Annotated in this window: 16 protein-coding genes, 4 tRNA genes and 1 pseudogene; 5 read left to right on the forward strand and 16 right to left on the reverse strand. The window is 48.3% G+C overall.

What is annotated here, in order from left to right; genetic code table 11:
• Positions 1–6: 6 nt before the first annotated feature.
• Together trhO and AC3ISQ_RS13220 are read right to left on the reverse strand one after the other, a co-directional pair.
• Positions 7–1056 (reverse strand): annotated as a pseudogene (gene trhO / locus AC3ISQ_RS13215) (oxygen-dependent tRNA uridine(34) hydroxylase TrhO); the annotation flags it as partial.
• A gap of 117 nt (positions 1057–1173) precedes the next feature.
• Positions 1174–1335, reverse strand: a complete 162-nt coding sequence (locus AC3ISQ_RS13220) for a histidine kinase (protein WP_489347147.1) — start codon at positions 1333–1335, stop codon at positions 1174–1176.
• 259 nt (positions 1336–1594) lie between these two features.
• Here AC3ISQ_RS13220 and AC3ISQ_RS13225 point away from each other — a divergent pair, with 259 nt between their 5' ends.
• Positions 1595–2515 (forward strand): Kdo(2)-lipid IV(A) acyltransferase, encoded by a 921-nt coding sequence (locus tag AC3ISQ_RS13225; protein ID WP_489347149.1) that lies wholly within the window; start codon positions 1595–1597, stop codon positions 2513–2515.
• Between the two features lie 525 nt (positions 2516–3040).
• On the forward strand, positions 3041–4594 hold the full coding sequence (locus AC3ISQ_RS13230; protein WP_489347150.1) for a peptide MFS transporter: 1554 nt from the start codon (positions 3041–3043) through the stop codon (positions 4592–4594).
• A gap of 97 nt (positions 4595–4691) precedes the next feature.
• Here the strand turns inward: AC3ISQ_RS13230 and AC3ISQ_RS13235 are convergent, their stop codons facing one another.
• The 3 genes from AC3ISQ_RS13235 to mdoG all read right to left on the reverse strand — a co-directional run bounded on the left by AC3ISQ_RS13235 (position 4692) and on the right by mdoG (position 9184).
• Positions 4692–4985, reverse strand: coding sequence for a YceK/YidQ family lipoprotein (locus AC3ISQ_RS13235; protein ID WP_489347152.1), 294 nt, complete (start codon positions 4983–4985; stop codon positions 4692–4694).
• Between the two features lie 91 nt (positions 4986–5076).
• Entirely contained in the window at positions 5077–7623 is a 2547-nt protein-coding gene (gene mdoH, locus AC3ISQ_RS13240) for a glucans biosynthesis glucosyltransferase MdoH (RefSeq protein WP_489347154.1), read from the reverse strand.
• The gene (gene mdoG, locus AC3ISQ_RS13245) at positions 7616–9184 is read right to left on the reverse strand and encodes a glucans biosynthesis protein MdoG (protein WP_489347156.1); all 1569 of its coding nucleotides are present in this window, start codon (positions 9182–9184) and stop codon (positions 7616–7618) included. The genes mdoH and mdoG overlap by 8 nt, the downstream gene beginning before the upstream one ends.
• Before the next feature lie 235 nt (positions 9185–9419).
• On the opposite strand from mdoG, the gene mdoC reads away from it, so the two are divergent.
• The 3 genes from mdoC to AC3ISQ_RS13260 all read left to right on the forward strand — a co-directional run bounded on the left by mdoC (position 9420) and on the right by AC3ISQ_RS13260 (position 12913).
• On the forward strand, positions 9420–10550 hold the full coding sequence (mdoC, locus tag AC3ISQ_RS13250; protein ID WP_489347158.1) for a glucans biosynthesis protein MdoC: 1131 nt from the start codon (positions 9420–9422) through the stop codon (positions 10548–10550).
• 121 nt (positions 10551–10671) lie between these two features.
• Positions 10672–10899 (forward strand): hypothetical protein, encoded by a 228-nt coding sequence (locus AC3ISQ_RS13255; protein ID WP_489347160.1) that lies wholly within the window; start codon positions 10672–10674, stop codon positions 10897–10899.
• A 292-nt stretch (positions 10900–11191) separates the two neighbouring features.
• Positions 11192–12913, forward strand: coding sequence for a potassium/proton antiporter (locus AC3ISQ_RS13260; protein ID WP_489347162.1), 1722 nt, complete (start codon positions 11192–11194; stop codon positions 12911–12913).
• 7 nt (positions 12914–12920) lie between these two features.
• Here the strand turns inward: AC3ISQ_RS13260 and AC3ISQ_RS13265 are convergent, their stop codons facing one another.
• The 11 genes from AC3ISQ_RS13265 to uvrY all read right to left on the reverse strand — a co-directional run bounded on the left by AC3ISQ_RS13265 (position 12921) and on the right by uvrY (position 18934).
• Positions 12921–13463, reverse strand: a complete 543-nt coding sequence (locus tag AC3ISQ_RS13265; protein WP_489347164.1) for a DUF4136 domain-containing protein — start codon at positions 13461–13463, stop codon at positions 12921–12923.
• Between the two features lie 395 nt (positions 13464–13858).
• Complete coding sequence (locus tag AC3ISQ_RS13270; RefSeq protein WP_489347166.1) at positions 13859–13990, reverse strand: hypothetical protein; 132 nt, start codon at positions 13988–13990, stop codon at positions 13859–13861.
• A 69-nt stretch (positions 13991–14059) separates the two neighbouring features.
• Positions 14060–14563 carry a YlaC family protein gene (locus AC3ISQ_RS13275; protein WP_489347168.1) on the reverse strand — a complete coding sequence of 168 codons (504 nt, stop codon included), beginning with the start codon at positions 14561–14563 and terminating at the stop codon, positions 14060–14062.
• 120 nt (positions 14564–14683) lie between these two features.
• Positions 14684–14983, reverse strand: coding sequence for a sigma-S stabilization anti-adapter protein IraP (locus tag AC3ISQ_RS13280; RefSeq protein WP_489347170.1), 300 nt, complete (start codon positions 14981–14983; stop codon positions 14684–14686).
• 85 nt (positions 14984–15068) lie between these two features.
• Positions 15069–15169 (reverse strand) — tRNA-OTHER (locus AC3ISQ_RS13285).
• Between the two features lie 230 nt (positions 15170–15399).
• A tRNA-Leu gene (locus tag AC3ISQ_RS13290) sits at positions 15400–15485 on the reverse strand.
• A gap of 10 nt (positions 15486–15495) precedes the next feature.
• Positions 15496–15569, reverse strand: a tRNA-Cys gene (locus AC3ISQ_RS13295).
• Between the two features lie 56 nt (positions 15570–15625).
• A tRNA-Gly gene (locus tag AC3ISQ_RS13300) sits at positions 15626–15701 on the reverse strand.
• A gap of 145 nt (positions 15702–15846) precedes the next feature.
• On the reverse strand, positions 15847–16395 hold the full coding sequence (gene pgsA / locus AC3ISQ_RS13305) for a CDP-diacylglycerol--glycerol-3-phosphate 3-phosphatidyltransferase (RefSeq protein WP_489347171.1): 549 nt from the start codon (positions 16393–16395) through the stop codon (positions 15847–15849).
• A gap of 57 nt (positions 16396–16452) precedes the next feature.
• On the reverse strand, positions 16453–18285 hold the full coding sequence (uvrC, locus tag AC3ISQ_RS13310; protein ID WP_489347173.1) for an excinuclease ABC subunit UvrC: 1833 nt from the start codon (positions 18283–18285) through the stop codon (positions 16453–16455).
• Complete coding sequence (uvrY, locus tag AC3ISQ_RS13315) at positions 18278–18934, reverse strand: UvrY/SirA/GacA family response regulator transcription factor (RefSeq protein WP_489347175.1); 657 nt, start codon at positions 18932–18934, stop codon at positions 18278–18280. Before uvrY ends, uvrC begins: the two co-directional genes overlap by 8 nt.
• Between the last annotated feature and the right edge of the window lie 105 nt (positions 18935–19039).

The raw sequence follows: 19039 nt of genomic DNA on the forward strand, positions 1-19039 counted from the left end.
CTCTCCTTTTTCCGGTGCAGGAATGTGCATCGTAGTTTGCAGCAGTCCTTTCGACTTATTGAAGATTTTAATTCCCGTCTCACGCCCAGCACGGCGCGCACGTTGTTCTTCATCCGGCAGTTTCAGTTCTTCGCGGCAAGTCTCGCTACAGCAGCCTTCAAATTTGGCGGCACAGATAGGGCATTGAATAAATAGCAAATGGCAACCATCATTCAAGCAATTGGTATGGCTATCGCAAGCGGTACCACATTGATGACAAGTGGCGATCACATCGTCAGAAATACGCTCGCCCATGCGCTCATCAAAGACAAAGTTCTTACCGATAAATTTGACCGGTAATCCCTGCTCTTTCGCTTTACGCGCATACTCGATGATGCCGCCTTCAACGTGGTAAACGTTCTTAAAACCGTTATGCAGCATATAGGCGCTGGCTTTCTCACAACGGATACCACCGGTGCAATACATGACAATATTTTTGTCTTTATTGTCTTGCAGCATTTCAACCGCCATCGGCAGTTGTTCACGGAAAGTGTCGGAAGGCACTTCGATCGCATTTTCGAAATGGCCGACTTCATATTCATAGTGGTTACGCATATCAACAAACAGCGTATCCGGATCGTCGATCATTTCATTGACCTGATCCGCCTTCAGGTACTCGCCGACATTCGCCGGGTTGAAGGTTTCGTCATCAATGCCATCCGCTACAATGCGGTCACGGACTTTCAGACGCAGCACCCAGAAAGACTTACCGTCATCTTCCAACGCAATATTCAGGCGAACTTGGTCCAATGCCGGATCGGCGGCAAACAATGCGGATTTGAAAGCTTCAAAGTTGTTCTGTGGGACACTGACCTGCGCGTTGATACCTTCTTTGGCAACATAGATGCGGCCAAACACACTCAGTTTTTCAAATTGGATATAGAGGTTATCGCGGAAGGCTTTAGGATCATCAATGTGGAAATATTTGTAAAAAGAAACTGTAGTACGCGGCTCGGTTTCAGCCAGCATGCGCGCCTTCAGTTCCTCATTAGAAATTCGGTTATGTAACACTCGCATGCGGTACTTTCCTGTCTTTCTGGAGTTGACTGATTGTTACTGTTTAGGTCGTAGACCCAAACGCGGCGCACATCATACTCGAAAACCTTGCGCAACACAGCATTTACCGATTAGCAACTATTGATGCCGCCGATACTCGGTAAAACCGGAGAGCACTATCCCGGCAAGTAAAATGACCCCCGCCGTCGCTAACAGAGGGTTATGCTGCCAATGTGCACCTAGGCTTCCCAGCACCGCGCCGAACACCAGTAATCCTGCACTTAACCATGAAGCCCACATAATCATCTCCCGAATAATATCGCTGCTATGATACATAACAGTCAGACTTTTCCCATGATCCATTTGGGCTTTCTAGAGCACTCGATAGTCGACTGAATGTGACAAAATGGTGTTTTAATGCGGTCCGATTTTCCTGTTGTACTGGAAAAATGTCACAATACTGGGATACGAACGGCAGAAAAAAGATCACATGGTCAGTTTAGTGCCATGAAAATCATCTGCGAATATGACTAAATGACTACATGTAAGCTGAGAACACATGACCCAAGTTCCCTCTTTTAATCGCTCTTTATTACACCCACGTTACTGGATTACCTGGTTAGGCATTGGTCTGTTATACCTCTTGGTGTTGTTGCCTTACCCCATTATTTATCGCCTCGGTACTTCGCTTGGGCGTCTCTCAATGCGTTTTTTGAAACGTCGGGTTGAGATTGCCGAGCGCAATCTAGAACTGTGCTTCCCCGAAATGCCGCGTGCCGAACGCGATACATTGGTCGCAAAAAACTTTGAATCCGTTGGCATGGGACTGTTTGAAACCGGTATGGCTTGGTTCTGGCCGAACTGGCGGATTGAGCGCTGGTTTACCGTTTCTGGCTTGGAACACATCCAAAAAGCCCGTGATAATCACCAAGGCGTTTTGCTGATCGGTTTGCACTTCTTGACACTGGAATTGGGGGCACGAATCTTTGGTATTCATAACCCTGGCATTGGTGTCTATCGTCCGCATGACAACAAACTGATGGATTGGCTGCAAACTTGGGGTCGCATGCGCTCTAATAAATCGATGCTGGATCGTAAAGACGTCAAAGGGATGATCCGCGCGCTGAAACAAGGTGACATCATTTGGTATGCGCCGGATCACGACTACGGCCCACGTAGCAGTGTATTTGCGCCACTATTTGCGGTAGATAAAGCGGCGACCACCACCGGTAGCTACGTGCTAGCACGGATGGGTAAACCTGCGATTATCCCGTTCACCCCGCGTCGCCTGCCTGATGGCAAAGGTTATGAGTTGATCATGCAGCCTGCGGTGGAAGATTTCCCACTGGATGATGAACTCAACGCCGCGGCCTTTATGAATAAAGTAGTAGAAAAAGAGATCTTGATGGCACCAGACCAATATATGTGGCTGCATCGCCGCTTCAAGACCCGTCCAGATGGCGAACCTTCGCTGTATTAATGCTTTATTTCCCGCGCGTAGAGCGCGGGTTTCCCTCTTGCTTTACAGTACAACAACCAGACTTTCTCCCTCTTTCTTGCACTTTTCACCATAAAACGCTATTTTCCCCACTCTTTGTCTGACTATGCGCGAATTCTCCGATGTTCAGCGTCGTGGCAAAAACCATCGGTAGTCATTTGTTTTTAAACAAATTTAATCAATTCAGATTAATAAATGCGCTGTCAATCGCATTTACAGCCTTGCCACTATAAAAACTGAAAAAGGAGATGTTTGTCGACTTTTCGTCTAAAAAATGAGGTAGAGGTACTAGACAAAACCAGCAACCAGTTATCAAATGGTTAAATAATATCACCAGCGATGTAATCACTCGCCAAGTGAATAAAAAGTTCGGCGCGCATCCAAGATTTACGGGCGCTACGGATAAGGTTTTGTCGGGGAATTCGCTGTTCGATTCCCTCATCTTTAATACACGTCATACCACACAATAAGCTGCATCAACACGGCACATTTTATCGGGACCCAATTATGCAATCCTCTGACATTCAGAAAGAAAGCCGAACCTTCTTCGGCCATCCCTATCCACTCGGTTCATTGTTCTTCACCGAAATGTGGGAGCGTTTCTCGTTCTACGGTATTCGACCTTTATTGATCCTGTTTATGGCCGCCACGGTATACGACGGCGGTATGGGATTGGCTCGTGAAAACGCGTCGGCTATCGTCGGTATTTTTGCCGGTAGCATGTATTTGGCCGCTTTACCGGGCGGTTGGCTGGCCGATAACTGGCTAGGGCAACAAAAAGCGGTTTGGTACGGTTCGATCCTGATCGCGCTCGGTCACTTGTCTATCGCGCTCTCGGCTATCATGGGCAATAACCTGTTCTTCATTGGCCTGATGTTTATCGTGCTGGGTTCTGGTTTGTTCAAAACCTGTATCTCGGTAATGGTCGGTACACTGTATAAAAAAGGTGACAGTCGCCGTGACGGTGGTTTCTCGCTGTTTTATATGGGCATCAACATGGGCTCCTTTATCGCCCCGCTGATTTCCGGCTGGTTGATTCGTTCCCACGGCTGGCACTGGGGCTTTGGTATCGGTGGTATCGGGATGTTGGTCGCTTTGGTGATCTTCCGCCTATTCGTCGTGCCATCCATGAAGCGTTACGAGAAAGAAGTCGGTCTGGATTCCACTTGGAATACCCCAGTGGTGAAAAGAAAAGGTGTCGGTGCTTGGATTGTCGGCATTGCTGTAATCATTGCTGCGTTAGTGTTCGCCGTGGCACAAGGCATGATTGTGATCAATCCGGTCGAAGTCGCCAGTATGCTGGTGTACGTCATTGCCGCATCGGTAACACTGTATTTCATCTATCTGTTCGTATTCGCTGGTTTGAACCGCAAAGAACGCGCACGCCTGCTGGTGTGTTTCATCCTGCTAATTTCTGCCGCCTTCTTCTGGTCGGCGTTTGAACAAAAACCAACGTCATTCAACCTGTTCGCTAACGACTACACCAACCGTATGATCGGTGATTTTGAAATCCCGGCGGTTTGGTTCCAATCCATCAACGCCCTGTTCATCATCCTGTTGGCGCCGATTTTCAGCTGGTTATGGCCTGCTATGGCACGTAACAGCATACGTTTGAGCAGCATCACCAAGTTCGTTATTGGTATCCTGTTTGCCGCTGCGGGCTTTGGCTTGATGATGATGGCTTCACAACATGTGTTGGCTAACGAGGGTACTGGCGTTTCCCCTATGTGGCTGGTAGGCAGCATCCTAATGTTGACGCTGGGTGAACTGTGCTTAAGCCCAATCGGTTTGGCGACCATGACCTTGCTGGCGCCAGAAAGAATGCGTGGTCAGATGATGGGGTTATGGTTCTGCGCCAGTGCGCTGGGTAACTTGGCGGCAGGTTTGATTGGTGGCCACGTTAAAGCCGACCAATTGGAACTGTTACCGAACCTGTTCGAACGTTGCTCTATCGCCCTACTGATTTGTGCCGCAGTACTGACTCTACTGATCGTACCGATTCGCAAAATGCTGGAAAATACCCAAGGCAAAAGCGAGCAGAAACCTGCTACTGCTGCCTGATTAACGTTTTAGTTTGTTCTACAACCAGCGCCCGTGCGCTGGTTTTTTATTTCTGTCAAGGATGGTATCGACATCATTTCATCCAAAGTTTATGACGTTATTCGTATGGCCCATGCTGCATATCAAACGGCAGCATAAAGGTATCGACCACCATCGATAGCGGTACGTCGATCACCGTGACGTAGCGCCAAGGCGTATCGCGCAGATCCCATTGCACGCCGGGATAATATTGATTGCCATGCCCAGCACCTGGGATGGTGCGGCTGATAATGCTGCCACAGCCAGATAATGCGGTCACACCGACAACCAATAGAACCAAACGCGCTAAAAACGGGATACTCACTGAATACACTCTCTGCTTGCTTACGAAATGAGCGGCGCAGTTTATCATAACTTCAACCCTACCGTTTTAGGCAAAAGGCCGAAAAAAAACGGGGAACACGTCATGCGTATTCCCCGTTTTAAACTCGGTGTTTCAGCTTTTAACGCTGACCCACCGGATGAGCTAACACATTGTGTGGCAATTGTTGATAATGCTCACGCCACGCAGCACCTTCAGGTTGTAGCCAGATACGTTGATGCAAACGAGCCAACATCACCGGATCGCTCAACAGCTCAAGACGTTTAGCTTTAGCCAATTGTTCCGGGCTGGTCGCTAGCGCCTCGTTCACCCGCTCTTCACGGTTACGTTCAATCGTCGTTCGTAAATGATGACGCGCAGTGGCTAACGCAGTCGCCAAGGCATTAAATGACGGATTCACCACCGCGTGCATGAAACCATGAGTCAGAGCGCGCGAACGGTTCAGTTGCAAATATTCTTCCGTCGCGACTAATTCACGCGGTGGAGAATACTCTTCTGGGATCAGGAATAGTTTGGCACGTTTACTCTTGATGCCCAAAGTAGCTCGGCTCGACAGCGCAGAAACGAACGGCGACAAGATCAGCGAGAACACAATCGGTGATAACCACCACAGGAAGCGCAGATCCAACCAAGCCATGCCACCCGCCCACACCAGCCCCAACAGCATTTGCGAACCGTGACGTTTGAAGGCTTCGCCCCACGGCGTATCGTCGTCGTCACGCTGCGGTGAATTCCATACCACTTCCCAACCGAGGAATGCACTCACCACGAACACGGTATGGAACAACATACGCACCGGAGCCAACAGCACCGAGAACAGCATTTCCAGCAGCATCGAGAAGAACAGGCGAATCGCGCCGCCGTATTCCTTCGCACCTTTGGCCCAAATCAGCACGATGCTCAACAACTTCGGTAGGAACAACAGTACCAAGGTGGTGGAGAACAACGCAATCGCCAACTCAGGACGCCACTGCGGCCAGACCGGGAATAACTGCCGTGGTTGTAAGAAGTATTGCGGTTCCATCAGTGTATGCACCACCTGCAAGGCGGTCGATAACGCTAGGAACATAAACCACAGCGGCGCAGACAGATAGGACATCACGCCGGTCAGGAACACCGCGCGGTGTACCGGGTGCATCCCTTTGACCAAGAACAAGCGGAAGTTCATTAGGTTACCGTGACACCAACGACGGTCACGTTTCAGCTCATCCAGCAGGTTCGGTGGTAATTCTTCATAACTGCCTGGTAAGTCATAAGCAATCCACACCCCCCAACCAGCACGGCGCATCAACGCGGCTTCCACGAAGTCGTGCGACAAGATAGAACCAGCAAACGAACCTTCACCCGGCAATGGCGCCAAGGCGCAGTGTTCGATGAACGGTTTCACGCGGATAATCGCGTTATGCCCCCAGTAGTGGGATTCACCTAACTGCCAGAAGTGCAAGCCCGCAGTGAACAGCGGCCCATAAACACGAGTCGCAAACTGCTGGCAACGCGCATACAGCGTATCCATACCTGACGCTTTCGGCGCAGACTGGATGATCCCGGCATTTGGATTGGCTTCCATCAGGCGCACCAGACCGGTGAGACACTCACCGCTCATCACGCTGTCGGCATCCAGAATCACCATGTAGCTGTATTCACCGCCCCAACGACGACAGAAGTCATCAATGTTGCCGCTTTTACGTTTTACACGGCGACGGCGACGGCGATAGAAAATACGCCCATGACCATCAACATCACGGCACAGTTCTAACCAAGCCTTCTGTTCTGCCGCGCAGATATCGGGATCGTAACTGTCGCTCAGGACATAAACGTCAAAATGATCCAACTGGCCAGTGGCAGCAACCGATTCATAAGTCGCACGCAAGCCAGCAAAAACTCGCTCAACGTCTTCGTTACAAATTGGCATAATCAACGCGGTGCGATGCGCCGGATTGATTGGCTCATCGCCTTTGATGGTTGAGGAAATACTGTATTTATCTTTGCCAATCAGCAGTTGCAGGAAGCCCATCAACGCGGTCCAAAAACCCGCTGACACCCAACAGAACAGAATGGCAAATAGGATCAAAATACCGGTCTGCAACACATAAGGCAGCAGTTGCAGGAATGACTGCATCAGATCCTGATCCCACATGGAGAACGGATCGATCAGCGCCCAGCCCTGATACGGCAGAATAGTTTTCATATACCAAGTGGCGATACCGGTTTGCACCAACATCAACACCAGTAAGATGTAACGACGCATCGAACCCACCGCACGCCAGCGGTTTTCGGCATCCGCCTCTTCCTTGGTGGCGTAGCGATTAGGTTGAGTACGCCCCAACAATGAATCCCAAAAACGGCCCACTGGGTTGGTGCGCCAAGCTTCAGGGAACATCGTGGTACGTTTGATCGGCGGCGTCGCCTTCAGAATGGTACGCCCTTCAGGATCGTTTTCGAAATCGTTGTCGCTAACCGCATCCGGCCAAGCGCTTTCAATACGGGTTTTCACCGAGGCCAGCGCGATATCGTCGGCAGACAGGCTATTGACATTGGCATCAGTCGCGCCCATTTGGCGGTGTAAAGCCGCCAGATCGTCGCCAGATTGACTGAACTCCCCCGACCGCTCCGCAGTCAGGGGCATCGCCGCCAGGTAATCCTGGGCAGTGTGATTTGTCTTATTCATTGGCAGGTAGCTGATAGCTCCAGGTTTCCGACAAGGTCTTATCGCCATTGACCAATGCAGCACGCATTTCGATCGGCTTCTTGTCGTCTTTGACTTTCAGGCGCAGCGTCAAACGCCAACCTTTGGTTACTGGGTTATAGCGAACGTTGTTTTCCACCAATTCACCGTTGTCATCCATGCTCACCTGCGCAGCGACTGGCGCGTTGTCAGGTAATTTTTTCAGTACCGGGCCAACGAAATCGACGATAAACGCCACGCTACCATCCGGCTCACGGATCAAGTTCGATTGCTTTACATCGCCAGTAGAACGCAGGGTCTGGCTAACATAGGCAATATCCGCAGAATGCAGTTTGTCTTCATCACGCGTGAAGTGGATACGGTAGTTCAGCGCCAGTGGCGTTTTAGCATCCGGCAATACGTCTGGTGTCCAGAACGCGACGATGTTGTCGTTGGTTTCATCCGCGGTTGGGATCTCCACCAGCTCAACTTTGCCTTTGCCCCAATCACCACGCGGCTCAATCCAAGCGCTAGGACGCAGATCGTAACGATCGTCCAGATCTTCGTAATCCTTAAAGTCACGGCCACGTTGCAACAAGCCAAAACCTTTCGGACTAGCGATAGTATAGGTACTAACGGACAGGTGCTTAGGATTGTTCAGCGGACGCCAGATCCACTCACCATTACCAGCATGAATCGACAAACCGTTAGAATCATGCAGCGCTGGGCGGTAGTTCAGCGTAGGTGATGGCTCGCTCGGTCCAAACAGGAACATACTGGTCAACGGTGCCATACCCAGTTTGCCCACTTTGTCACGCAGGAATACTTTAGATTCGACGTCCACAGTGGAGTCACGCCCTGGATAAACTACAAAGCGGTAAGCCCCAGTAGCACGCGGTGAATCCAACAGCGCATAAATCACCAGATGTTTGTCACCCGGTTTTGGCCGTTCAATCCAGTACTCACGAAAACGCGGGAACTCTTCACCCGAGGGTAATGCAGTGTCGATCGCCAAACCGCGAGCAGACAGACCATAAACCTGACCTTTACCGATCACGCGGAAATAGCTCGCGCCTAGCATGCTCATGATTTCGTCGTTTTTGTCCGCACTATTGATCGGATACAGCACTTTGAAACCAGCAAAGCCCAGGTTTTTCACCGTATCAGGATCATGATTTACCGAGCCGAAATTGAAATAGTCGGGACTATATTTGATCTGCTTAACGCTGGTAGAGGTGACTTCGTTGATCTTCACTGGCGTGTCGAAGTACATCCCTTGATGATAAAACTCAAGCTTGAATGGGGTCTTCAGCTTATTCCAGTAAGCTTTATCATGGTTGAACTGTATCTGTTGGTAGTCCGCGAACTTCATATCACGGAATTGAGAAGGAAGGTTGCTCTTCGGGGCTTCAAAGCTTTTTCCTGCCAGATCCTGTGCCTGTTTGGCAACATCATCGATGGAAAAGGCCCACGCCTGCGAAGTAAACAACGTAAACAATACAGTGGCACCTAACCAACGAACGCCCTTGGCGCGCGGTTGCCCGGATAAAAGATTAACTAGCACATCCCCCCCTATTCGTGTGCGTAAAACATTTCAATCCATATTAATGGATTACTCAGGTTTCCGACAACATGATAAATGGATGGTTCATGTTTATGGCTCAGAGTTTAAGCAGTCGGTAAAAAGCGTTATTGTAAGACCTTATGGAAAAGTTTGCTTCGCTATAGTAGGGTTTGATCTGCAATTTAAGCCTCACTGACTCAATTATTTAGGGCATAACTGTAAAATACCGGTACTTATGACCAATCAACGCCCCCAGCGCGAGTTCTTCCTCGATTCAATTCGAGCCTATTTGATGTTACTCGGCATCCCTTTTCACCTTTCGCTGATTTACTCTAGCCACTCTTGGACGGTGAACAGCGCGACCCCGTCCTTCAGCTTGACGGTGTTGAATGATTTTATCCATGCATTCCGCATGCAGGTGTTCTTCGTGATTTCAGGCTATTTTTCCTACATGTTGTACCTGCGTTACGATCGTGAAAAATGGCTTAAGGTTCGTTTGGAGCGCGTGGCGATCCCACTACTCAGTTCAATTCCATTAATTACCCTACCGCAATTTTTCTTTTTGAAGTCTTTCACTGACAAATTTAAGGGTTGGGACACACTTAATCTTTACCAGAAAGTAAATGTTACCATTTGGGACTTGGTTTCCCATTTGTGGTTTTTATTGACCTTAGTGTTGCTCACCGTAACCTGTTTTTATCTGTTCCAAAGAATTCAGGAATTAAAAGAAACGACGACCGACAAACTGATCAATACAGCTAACAGCCTTGGGAAACTTTCGTTGTTATTTCTTTCCTATGGTTTGCTCTATTCGGTAATGCACCGAGTGATCCTGACCTTTGCCCCTTATCTGCTTTCTAACGGTTTGTTTAATTTTGTCGTGATGGAGACACTGTTCTATCTGCCATTCTTCATCCTCGGTGCCTATGCCTTCAAGTACGCGTGGCTCAAAGCGATTTTTCTCAAGCCGTCTCCCTATGCAGTGATAGGTTCTGTGCTGCTCACCGCGGCTTACATGCTGAATCAGAAACTGTTGGCTCATAACGATTTTATGTTTGAAATCGAAATCCTGATTCGGGCAGTGCTCGGGATATTGATGACTAACGTGGTATTTTCATTCGGCCATACGCTACTCAACTATCACTCGCCGCGTATCAATTATTTGGTGAGTGCATCCCTGTTCATTTATTTAGTTCACCATCCACTAACCTTGATATATGGGGCATTCATCACACCCATTATTGATAATAACCTGCTCGGCTTCCTGATTGGGCTGCTGTTCGTTTTCGGCTCAGCCTTTGTGTTATATGAACTGCACCAGCGTATCCCACTGTTGCGCTTCCTGTTTTCAGGTAGATCGCGATAAATCACGGGGGCATTTTTTCTTTCGCCCCTAATCATTCAAACCGCATATACTTACTACTCCCCATGCTTTGCAGGCTAGAGGCGTTTACCTTCGCCCTGCCGCACAACAGAGAGGACGAGTAATGACGAACAAAGACACCCCGGCGCAGGAATCTGCACCAGAAAACACCACCTTACTGAAAATTCTTGCTCGATTACTGTCAGCACTCGACACATCAATCAGTGGAAAAGATCGCAGTGTGTTGGTGCATGATCTCAAGACCCTTAATCTGGATGGCATTTCAGAAGGTGAGCGAAAACTTGCCAAGGAACTGATCTCACGCGCCTTGCAGTCACTTGATCACGATTAACCAACACGATACCTGCAAACCATTAAATCTCCTCAGCGGGGTTTAATGGTTTATCAAGTTTAACACCCACATCAGCGATAAGGTTTAATGCTAATAGCACAATTACAATGAATTGATTAAGCTTAATAAAATCGTGTTTTAGCCTATTTTACCCATTTACACTTCGATTGAAGGGTAATCTCGCCATTATTACTAAAATGAGCACCAATCAACCTTGGCGTTTTACGCATAAAACAGGCTATTATATTCACCAGTCACGCCCCACCTTCCCCCAACCTAGGAGAGTACTATTTTGGATGCCAGCACGATCAATAGCTTGTTTATCATCGGCGCCGTGTTGGTGGGGTCAAGTATCTTACTCAGTTCGTTCTCTTCACGCCTTGGTATCCCTATCTTAGTGATTTTTTTAGCTATCGGGATGTTAGCTGGAGTCGATGGTCCAGGCGGTATCGTATTTAATAATTATCCAGCGGCGTATTTGGTCAGTAACTTGGCGTTAGCCGTCATTCTGCTCGACGGGGGTATGCGGACTCGTGTGAGCTCCTTCCGGGTCGCATTGTGGCCTGCGCTATCGCTGGCAACCGTTGGGGTCGCCGTCACCGCAGGGTTGACCGGTATGGCTGCGGCTTGGCTGTTTAATCTCGATCTGATTCAAGGGCTGCTAATCGGTGCGATTATCGGTTCGACTGATGCGGCAGCGGTATTTTCGCTACTAGGTGGCAAAGGGCTGAACGAGCGTGTCAGTGCAACGCTAGAAATCGAATCGGGTAGTAACGATCCGATGGCAGTATTTTTAACGGTTTCCCTGATCGCCATGATCGCCGCCGGAGAAACCACCCTCGACTGGACATTCCCACTACACCTAATTCAACAATTTGGTTTAGGGCTAGTTTTTGGCCTTTGTGGTGGTTGGTTGCTGCTAACGTTGATTAACCACATCAAACTGGCCGAAGGGCTCTATCCGTTAATGGCAGTGAGCGGCGGCATTTTGATTTTTGCTCTTACTACCGCGTTAAATGGTAGTGGGATTCTAGCGGTGTATCTGGTGGGTTTGCTACTGGGTAACCGCCCGATCCGCAACCGGCACGGCATTGTGCAAACCTTTGATGGAATGGCTTGGTTAAGCCAGATCGGTATGTTCTTGGTGCTGGGCCTGCTGCTCAATCCGCACGAGCTGCTGCCAATCGCCATCCCTGCCCTACTGTTGTCATTGTGGATGATTCTGTTTGCACGTCCGCTGTCGGTATTCATTGGTTTAATGCCGTTTCGCAATTTTAACCTACGTGAGCGTGCTTTTATCTCATGGGTCGGTTTGCGCGGTGCAGTACCGGTGATTCTTGCGGTATTCCCAATGATGGCCGGTCTAGAGAATGCACAGTTATTCTTCAACGTCGCCTTCTTTGTGGTGCTAGTTTCTTTATTATTACAAGGCACAACGCTGGCTTTTGCGGCCAAGAAGGCAAAAGTCGTCGTTCCACCTGCACCGACGCCGATTTCCCGCGTTGGATTGGATATCCACCCGGAAAACCAGTGGGAGCAGTTTGTTTACCAACTGACCAGCGAAAACTGGTGTGTCGGCGCTGCACTGCGTGAGTTGAAAATGCCAGAGGGCACGCATATCGCCGCACTGTTCCGGGGGAAAGAGTTGTTGCACCCCAGTGGTAGTACCCGTTTACGTGAAGCAGACATCCTATGTGTTATCGGCCATGAACATGATTTACCTAATCTGGGCAAACTGTTCAGCCAAGCGCCAGCGGTAGTGATCGACGAACGTTTCTTCGGTGACTTTATTTTGCAATCAGATGCTCGCCTGTGTGATATCTCTCAAATCTACGGCCTAAACCTGCAAGCAGATGTGGATGAGCAACAAACGCTAGGGCAATTTGTCAGTGAGCTGATTGGTGGTGAAGCTGTCATAGGGGATCAGGTGGAATGGGATGGACTAACTTGGACCATCGCTGAGATGGAAGCCGATCAGATCAGTAAAATCGGTGTCAAAATCGACACCGATTAAATCACGTTTACTTGCTGGCGGTGTATGGGTACTTAGCAAACAATTGCCCCACCGCCTGCTGAATTTCGACTTGATTCAGCGATTTTTTATCCTGATCCAAGGTATCGCTGATCGCCCCGCGCCACACTAATTGCTTCTTGTTGCGATCGACTAGATCAACGGTCAACGTACCTTCAGTGTATGGCCATACTGATTGGTTATATCCCGCCCATCCGGCGTAGCCACCCCAACGCATACCATAGATACCAACAGGTTGCGGGTTATTTTCAACACGCACTTTCTCTTGTTTATTGACACTGCTATAAACCAGCAGATCTGGTGTAGCGCTAGGTTTATAGCCGCGTTTTTCCAATTCTTGAGATACCGAAGATTTGATGTATTTACCGGTCAACGACTGATAGCTGCCCTCCTGTTCAGCCGCGAAACCATAGGTATGGTATTGGCTAAAGTTGGCGCTGCGGTCGTAATCGGTGGTGACTTCAGGCTGGCTAGCACAGGCAGAAAGCAGAGCGGCCATGCCAAGGGTAACAATCTTGGAACTTATACGCATAGAAAGGCTCTTAGATGATAGTGATTATCAAACTCTAGCACTCAACTCACGAGGAAGCCATTGAGCATGATAGTTTTTTTACATAGAGAAAGGATTGAACATCGGCATGAATAGCAGAATCCGTTTCCTGCTGATAGTTTCCGTTATGGTGTTAGTCATTATCTCGTTGGATCTAGGCATTGCTGACGTAACACACAGAATTTTTGTTGGATAAACAAATGAGTAGGTAAAAAGTGACTCAAACAACGCAAGAAAAAGACATTTTAGGTAAAGTGCTGATTACCGTTTCAACCTTGAGTCTCGCACTCGTCGCTGGTTTGTTGCTTTGGGGATTCATGTTGGACTAGGTAGGATCAAAAAAACCGCCGCAGCGGTTTTTCTATTAGGTATTGCGATCAGATTTTGCACCCTTCGCAATCTGCCTCATCCTCTAAGATTTCAGGCAATTCTTTGGCTTTCTCTGCCGCTTTTTTTTCCGCTTCAGCTAACTCGGCATCGATATCAAAATCGAAAATATCATCACTCATCGCAACATCCTCAGATTGGTCTTACTACAGAGGCAAAGTATAGCCAACAAGTAGAGCAGCGGAAACCCCTCAGTTGAGCACCGCATCCGATGATGACGTATTGGGTTGATGCTTCGTGTACGCCAAGTCATAAACATCGTAAAAATCGATTTCGCCCTTGTTGGCAATAATCTCTTTGATGCGTGCTTTTAGCGTCTGGCTCACTGTGGAATCATTCAGCAACTCAGTCACTGCCGCCGAAGACAACGCACGTGTGAAATACCATTCACCGTAATAACAGACACGTAGATCGAGTACACCGATATCTTCGAAACGATAAACCGGTTTAATTTCCAACAATAACATCGCAAACATAAACAGCACGAATACGGTAAACGCCAAGAACCACCAGAATCCCATATAAGGCACTGGGTACATCACCGCAATCACAGCGAAATAACCAGCAAACATCGCCAGACAGAGATAACGATGAGTACGAGCAAATTCACTGTTAAACCGTGGTTTACCGTCGCGCCCTTCTTGTCGATTAATTTGCTCGATCTCTTTGAGCAAGATGCTTTTCACCGCGTCCATCGTTACCGCCTTATGCCGAGGGCATGATATTAACAATCTTCCCACAAATTATCATAAGTACAGTTTTCCTAGGTAGATCAGTTAAACGATTAAAATGTGGCAACTGTTATACCTGTACGATTAGCGCGGTGCAGCCGATTTCCCTTGGGCAAAGATGAACATCCGCTGTGCTACATCATCCGCCTGCTTGATCTTTTGCTTTTGTGCCTCATTACCACGGTGCGCCGCACGCGCGTAGGCAATCTCATGAGCCTGATCGATCATGGTAATAATATTGTCACGGGTAGTTTGATCCAAATTGCCAAGGATCGTGGTGATGATCGCCTGATAAGCGTTTGAGGTGGCGGTCAGTTCCTTCTCTCTAGCTTCCAGAGCAGCGACGCGTTGCAGTAACTCTTGCAATTGATCTAACTGGGACATAACCACTCTCCTGTTATCGGGTAGTTAATCTACCTAATTACAGTTTAGCAAAGGATCAACGATGATGATTTTAGGAGGGAAAAACTGGCGCGCTATGCAGGACTCGAACCCGCGTCTATCAATTTTCAATATTTAGCCAAAAAGCCAATGTAAAACCAATCACTCTGCCAACTGAGTTAATAGCGCATTCCAATTACTTAGAGGCGCTATTATCCATACTGAGTACCCGGCTTCAACCCAACCTGATGATTTACAGACAAGTCTGACACATCAGTCTACTTTTCGGTCGTGCTCATCCCATCGCCACTCTGCTGCCATTTTGCTGCCACTTGCTGTTTTTCAGGCACAAAAAAACCGCCTCTCGGCGGCTTACGACATTACTGCTATTGCTTTGATTATACTGCTTTTATTTTCCCTGGTACCCGGGGCGGGACTTGAACCCGCACAGCCATAAGCCGAGGGATTTTAAATCCCTTGTGTCTACCGATTTCACCACCCGGGCTCGGGAAAATTGGAGGCGCGTTCCGGAGTCGAACCGGACTAGACGGATTTGCAATCCGCTACATAACCGCTTTGTTAACGCGCCACAATTCTTTGTCTTTTCAGACTAAAACTCGTGATACTCACCAGTTTTTCAAAATTTGGAGCGGGAAACGAGACTCGAACTCGCGACCCCGACCTTGGCAAGGTCGTGCTCTACCAACTGAGCTATTCCCGCATTAATCAGAACTTACTGATTTTTTTGCTATCTTTCGGCGTTTTATCGCTGCCGTCTGATGCGATGCATTCTACTTACCTGACGTAATGAGTCAATAAAATTGTTGGCTCATTACGTTTGTTTGACGATTTTTGCAGCGTATTGATCATGGTTCCAGCAAATCTTTTCGTGCCGCGTTCAAATATTGGAACATCGACCAAAAAGTCAGCACCGCCGCAATGTACAACAAAGCAAATGCCACGTACTCGACTGTACGATCTGGCCGCCACAACAGCCCCACCAGCGACATCATCTGTGCCATGGTTTTTACTTTGCCGATCCAAGAAACGGCCACGCTGCTACGTTTACCAATCTCAGCCATCCATTCACGCAGTGAAGATATTATGATTTCACGTGCGATCATTGTTGCGGCTGGCAAAGTGATCCACCAAGTGTGGTAGTACTCGGCCACTAATACTAACGCCACGGCGACCATCACTTTATCAGCGACTGGATCGAGGAAAGCACCAAAGCGAGTAGTTTGTTTCCAGCGGCGAGCCAAAAAACCGTCAAACCAATCGGTTACGGCGGCAAACACAAAAATAATGGCACAAACCATCGGAGCCCAAGTGAACGGCAGATAAAATGCCAGAACAAAGAATGGGATCAATACTACGCGAAACAAGGTAAGCCAAGTCGGTATATTCAGTTGCATATGCTACGGTAACTATCTGGCTGGAGTGTGAATTAAGAGTATGTTGCTACATTGCCCTCAGTGTTTCAATGCATTGTAGATCTTTTCTGCCAATGCTTGTGAAATACCCGGCACTTTTGCAATTTCCTCCACGCTGGCGTTCAGTAAGGGTTGCAGTCCACCCATATACTTCAACAACACCTGACGCCGTTTTGGCCCAACACCTTCTATCAACTCCAAGGCACTGGTATTTCTGACTTTTGCTCTCTTCTGCCGATGCCCTGTGATCGCATGATTGTGTGAATCATCACGAATATGCTGGATCACATGCAACGCGGGTGAATCTGATGGTAAAGAGATCCCCTCGCCTTCAGGTACAAAGAACAAGGTTTCCAACCCCGCTTTACGATCGGCGCCTTTAGCAATGCCGATCAGCAACGGTTTATTTTTATCCCAAGGCACATTCAACTCATTGATAACATCAATAGCCATACCTAGCTGACCCTTACCACCATCAATAAAAATCACATCAGGGATTTTCTTTTCTTCTAGAGCCTTACCATAACGCCGTTTCAGCACCTGCGCCATCGCCGCATAATCATCACCGGGTGTGATGCCAGTGATATTGTAACGTCGGTATTCCGAACGCAGCGGGCCGTTATTGTCGAACACCACGCAGGAGGCTACCGTCTGTTCCCCCATCGTATGGCTGATGTCGAAACATTCCATTCGGTTGATTTCCGGTAAGTTCAACACTTTCGCCAATTCAGCCAATCGTTGATGAATGGTCGACTGCTGGGAAAGTTTAGTCGTCAACGCCGTCGCGGCATTCGTTCGCGCCAACTTCAAGTAACGCGCGCGATCGCCACGCGGTTTACTTTGGATTTGGATTTTTCGACCGGCTAATTCAGATAACGATTCAGCCAACAAATCCTTTTCTGGTAGAGTGAAATCCAACAAGATCTCTGCCGGTAACGTACGCGCCTGGCTCCCTTGCAAGTAAAACTGACCAACAAAAGTCTGCACCACTTCTGCGAGTTCGGTTCCTCCCGGCACTTTCGGGAAGTAACTGCGGCTCCCGAGCACTTTACCTTGTCGAATAAACAACACGTGTAGGCAAGCCATTCCGGAATCGAAAGCCACACCGATCACATCCAGATCGTCACTCTCACCAGAGACAAACTGCCGTTCAGTCACTCGGCGCACCGCTTGAATTTGATCGCGAATGCGTGCTGCCTCTTCAAAGTTCAGCAATTTGCTGGCGTTTTCCATCCGTGCAATCAATTGATGCAGTACCTGTTGGTCTTTACCGGATAGAAACAAGCGTACGTAATCGACCTGTTGTTGATAGTCCTCATCGCTCACCAACCCGCTCACGCAAGGCCCCGAACAACGCCCTATTTGATATTGCAGGCAAGGACGTGAGCGATTGCGATAAACGCTATTTTCACACTGACGTACCGGAAACAGTTTTTGTAACAGTGCTAGCGTTTCACGTACCGCATAAGAGTTGGGGAATGGGCCGAAATATTCACCTTTTGCATGTTTAGCACCACGATGAACAGTCAAGCGTGGGTGTGTGTCTGCACTCAGGAAAATCAGAGGATAAGATTTATCATCACGCAACAGTACGTTATAGCGTGGCTGGTATAATTTTATGTAATTATGTTCCAGCAATAGCGCCTCAGTTTCCGTATGCGTCACGGTAACATCGATTTGTGCGATATTTTTAACGAGTGTTTCTGTTTTACGGCTGCTGACCTGCATCCGAAAATAACTGGCTAAACGTTTTTTCAGATCTTTGGCTTTGCCGACATAAATAACCGTGCCAGTGGCGTCATACATACGATAGACGCCTGGCTGGCTGGTTACAGTTTTCAGGAAACCCTGAGCATCAAAACGATCATTCACCGCTCGACAACGTCTCCGCGTTAAACAATCCATGTCGAATCGCCAAATGGGTCAGCTCCACATCACCGCTAATGTTCAGCTTACTGAACATACGATAACGGTAACTGTTCACCGTTTTTGGGCTGAGATTCAGCTGCTCTGAGATCTCATTAACCTTTTTCCCTTTGGTTATCATTAGCATAATCTGAAGTTCACGTTCAGAAAGGCTACTGAATGGCGTTTCTGTCTGCGGCTCTAATTGGCTCAATGCCATTTGCTGGGCAATATCAGAAGCAATATAACGCTGCCCTGCATGCACCGAACGAATGGCGTTAACAACCTCCTGCGGTGCAGCCCCTTTACTGAGATAGCCGGCAGCACCCGCCTGCATCACCTTAGCAGGCAATGGGTTTTCGGTATGGATAGTCAACATAATTACCTTGATATCGGGCGCATAGCGCACGATCTTACGGGTGGCTTCCAGCCCCCCAATACCCGGCATATTCATATCCATCAATACAATATCAACGGTATTGCTGCGGCACCATTTTACGGCATCTTCGCCGCACTGAACTTCGCCAACAACTTTTATACCTTTGATATCCTCAAGAATGCGTCGTATCCCTGCGCGCACCAGTTCGTGGTCATCAACAAGAAGAACGCTAATCAAGGAAAATTCTCCAAAAAAGGGGAGTAACGCAATCAACCGTTGTTTTCGCAATAGATGTTACTTGGTTTTCATCAAAGAATGAATACAGAATAATACGCACCCTCG

The sequence above is a fragment of the Serratia sp. KH_031 genome, assembly GCF_057839655.1.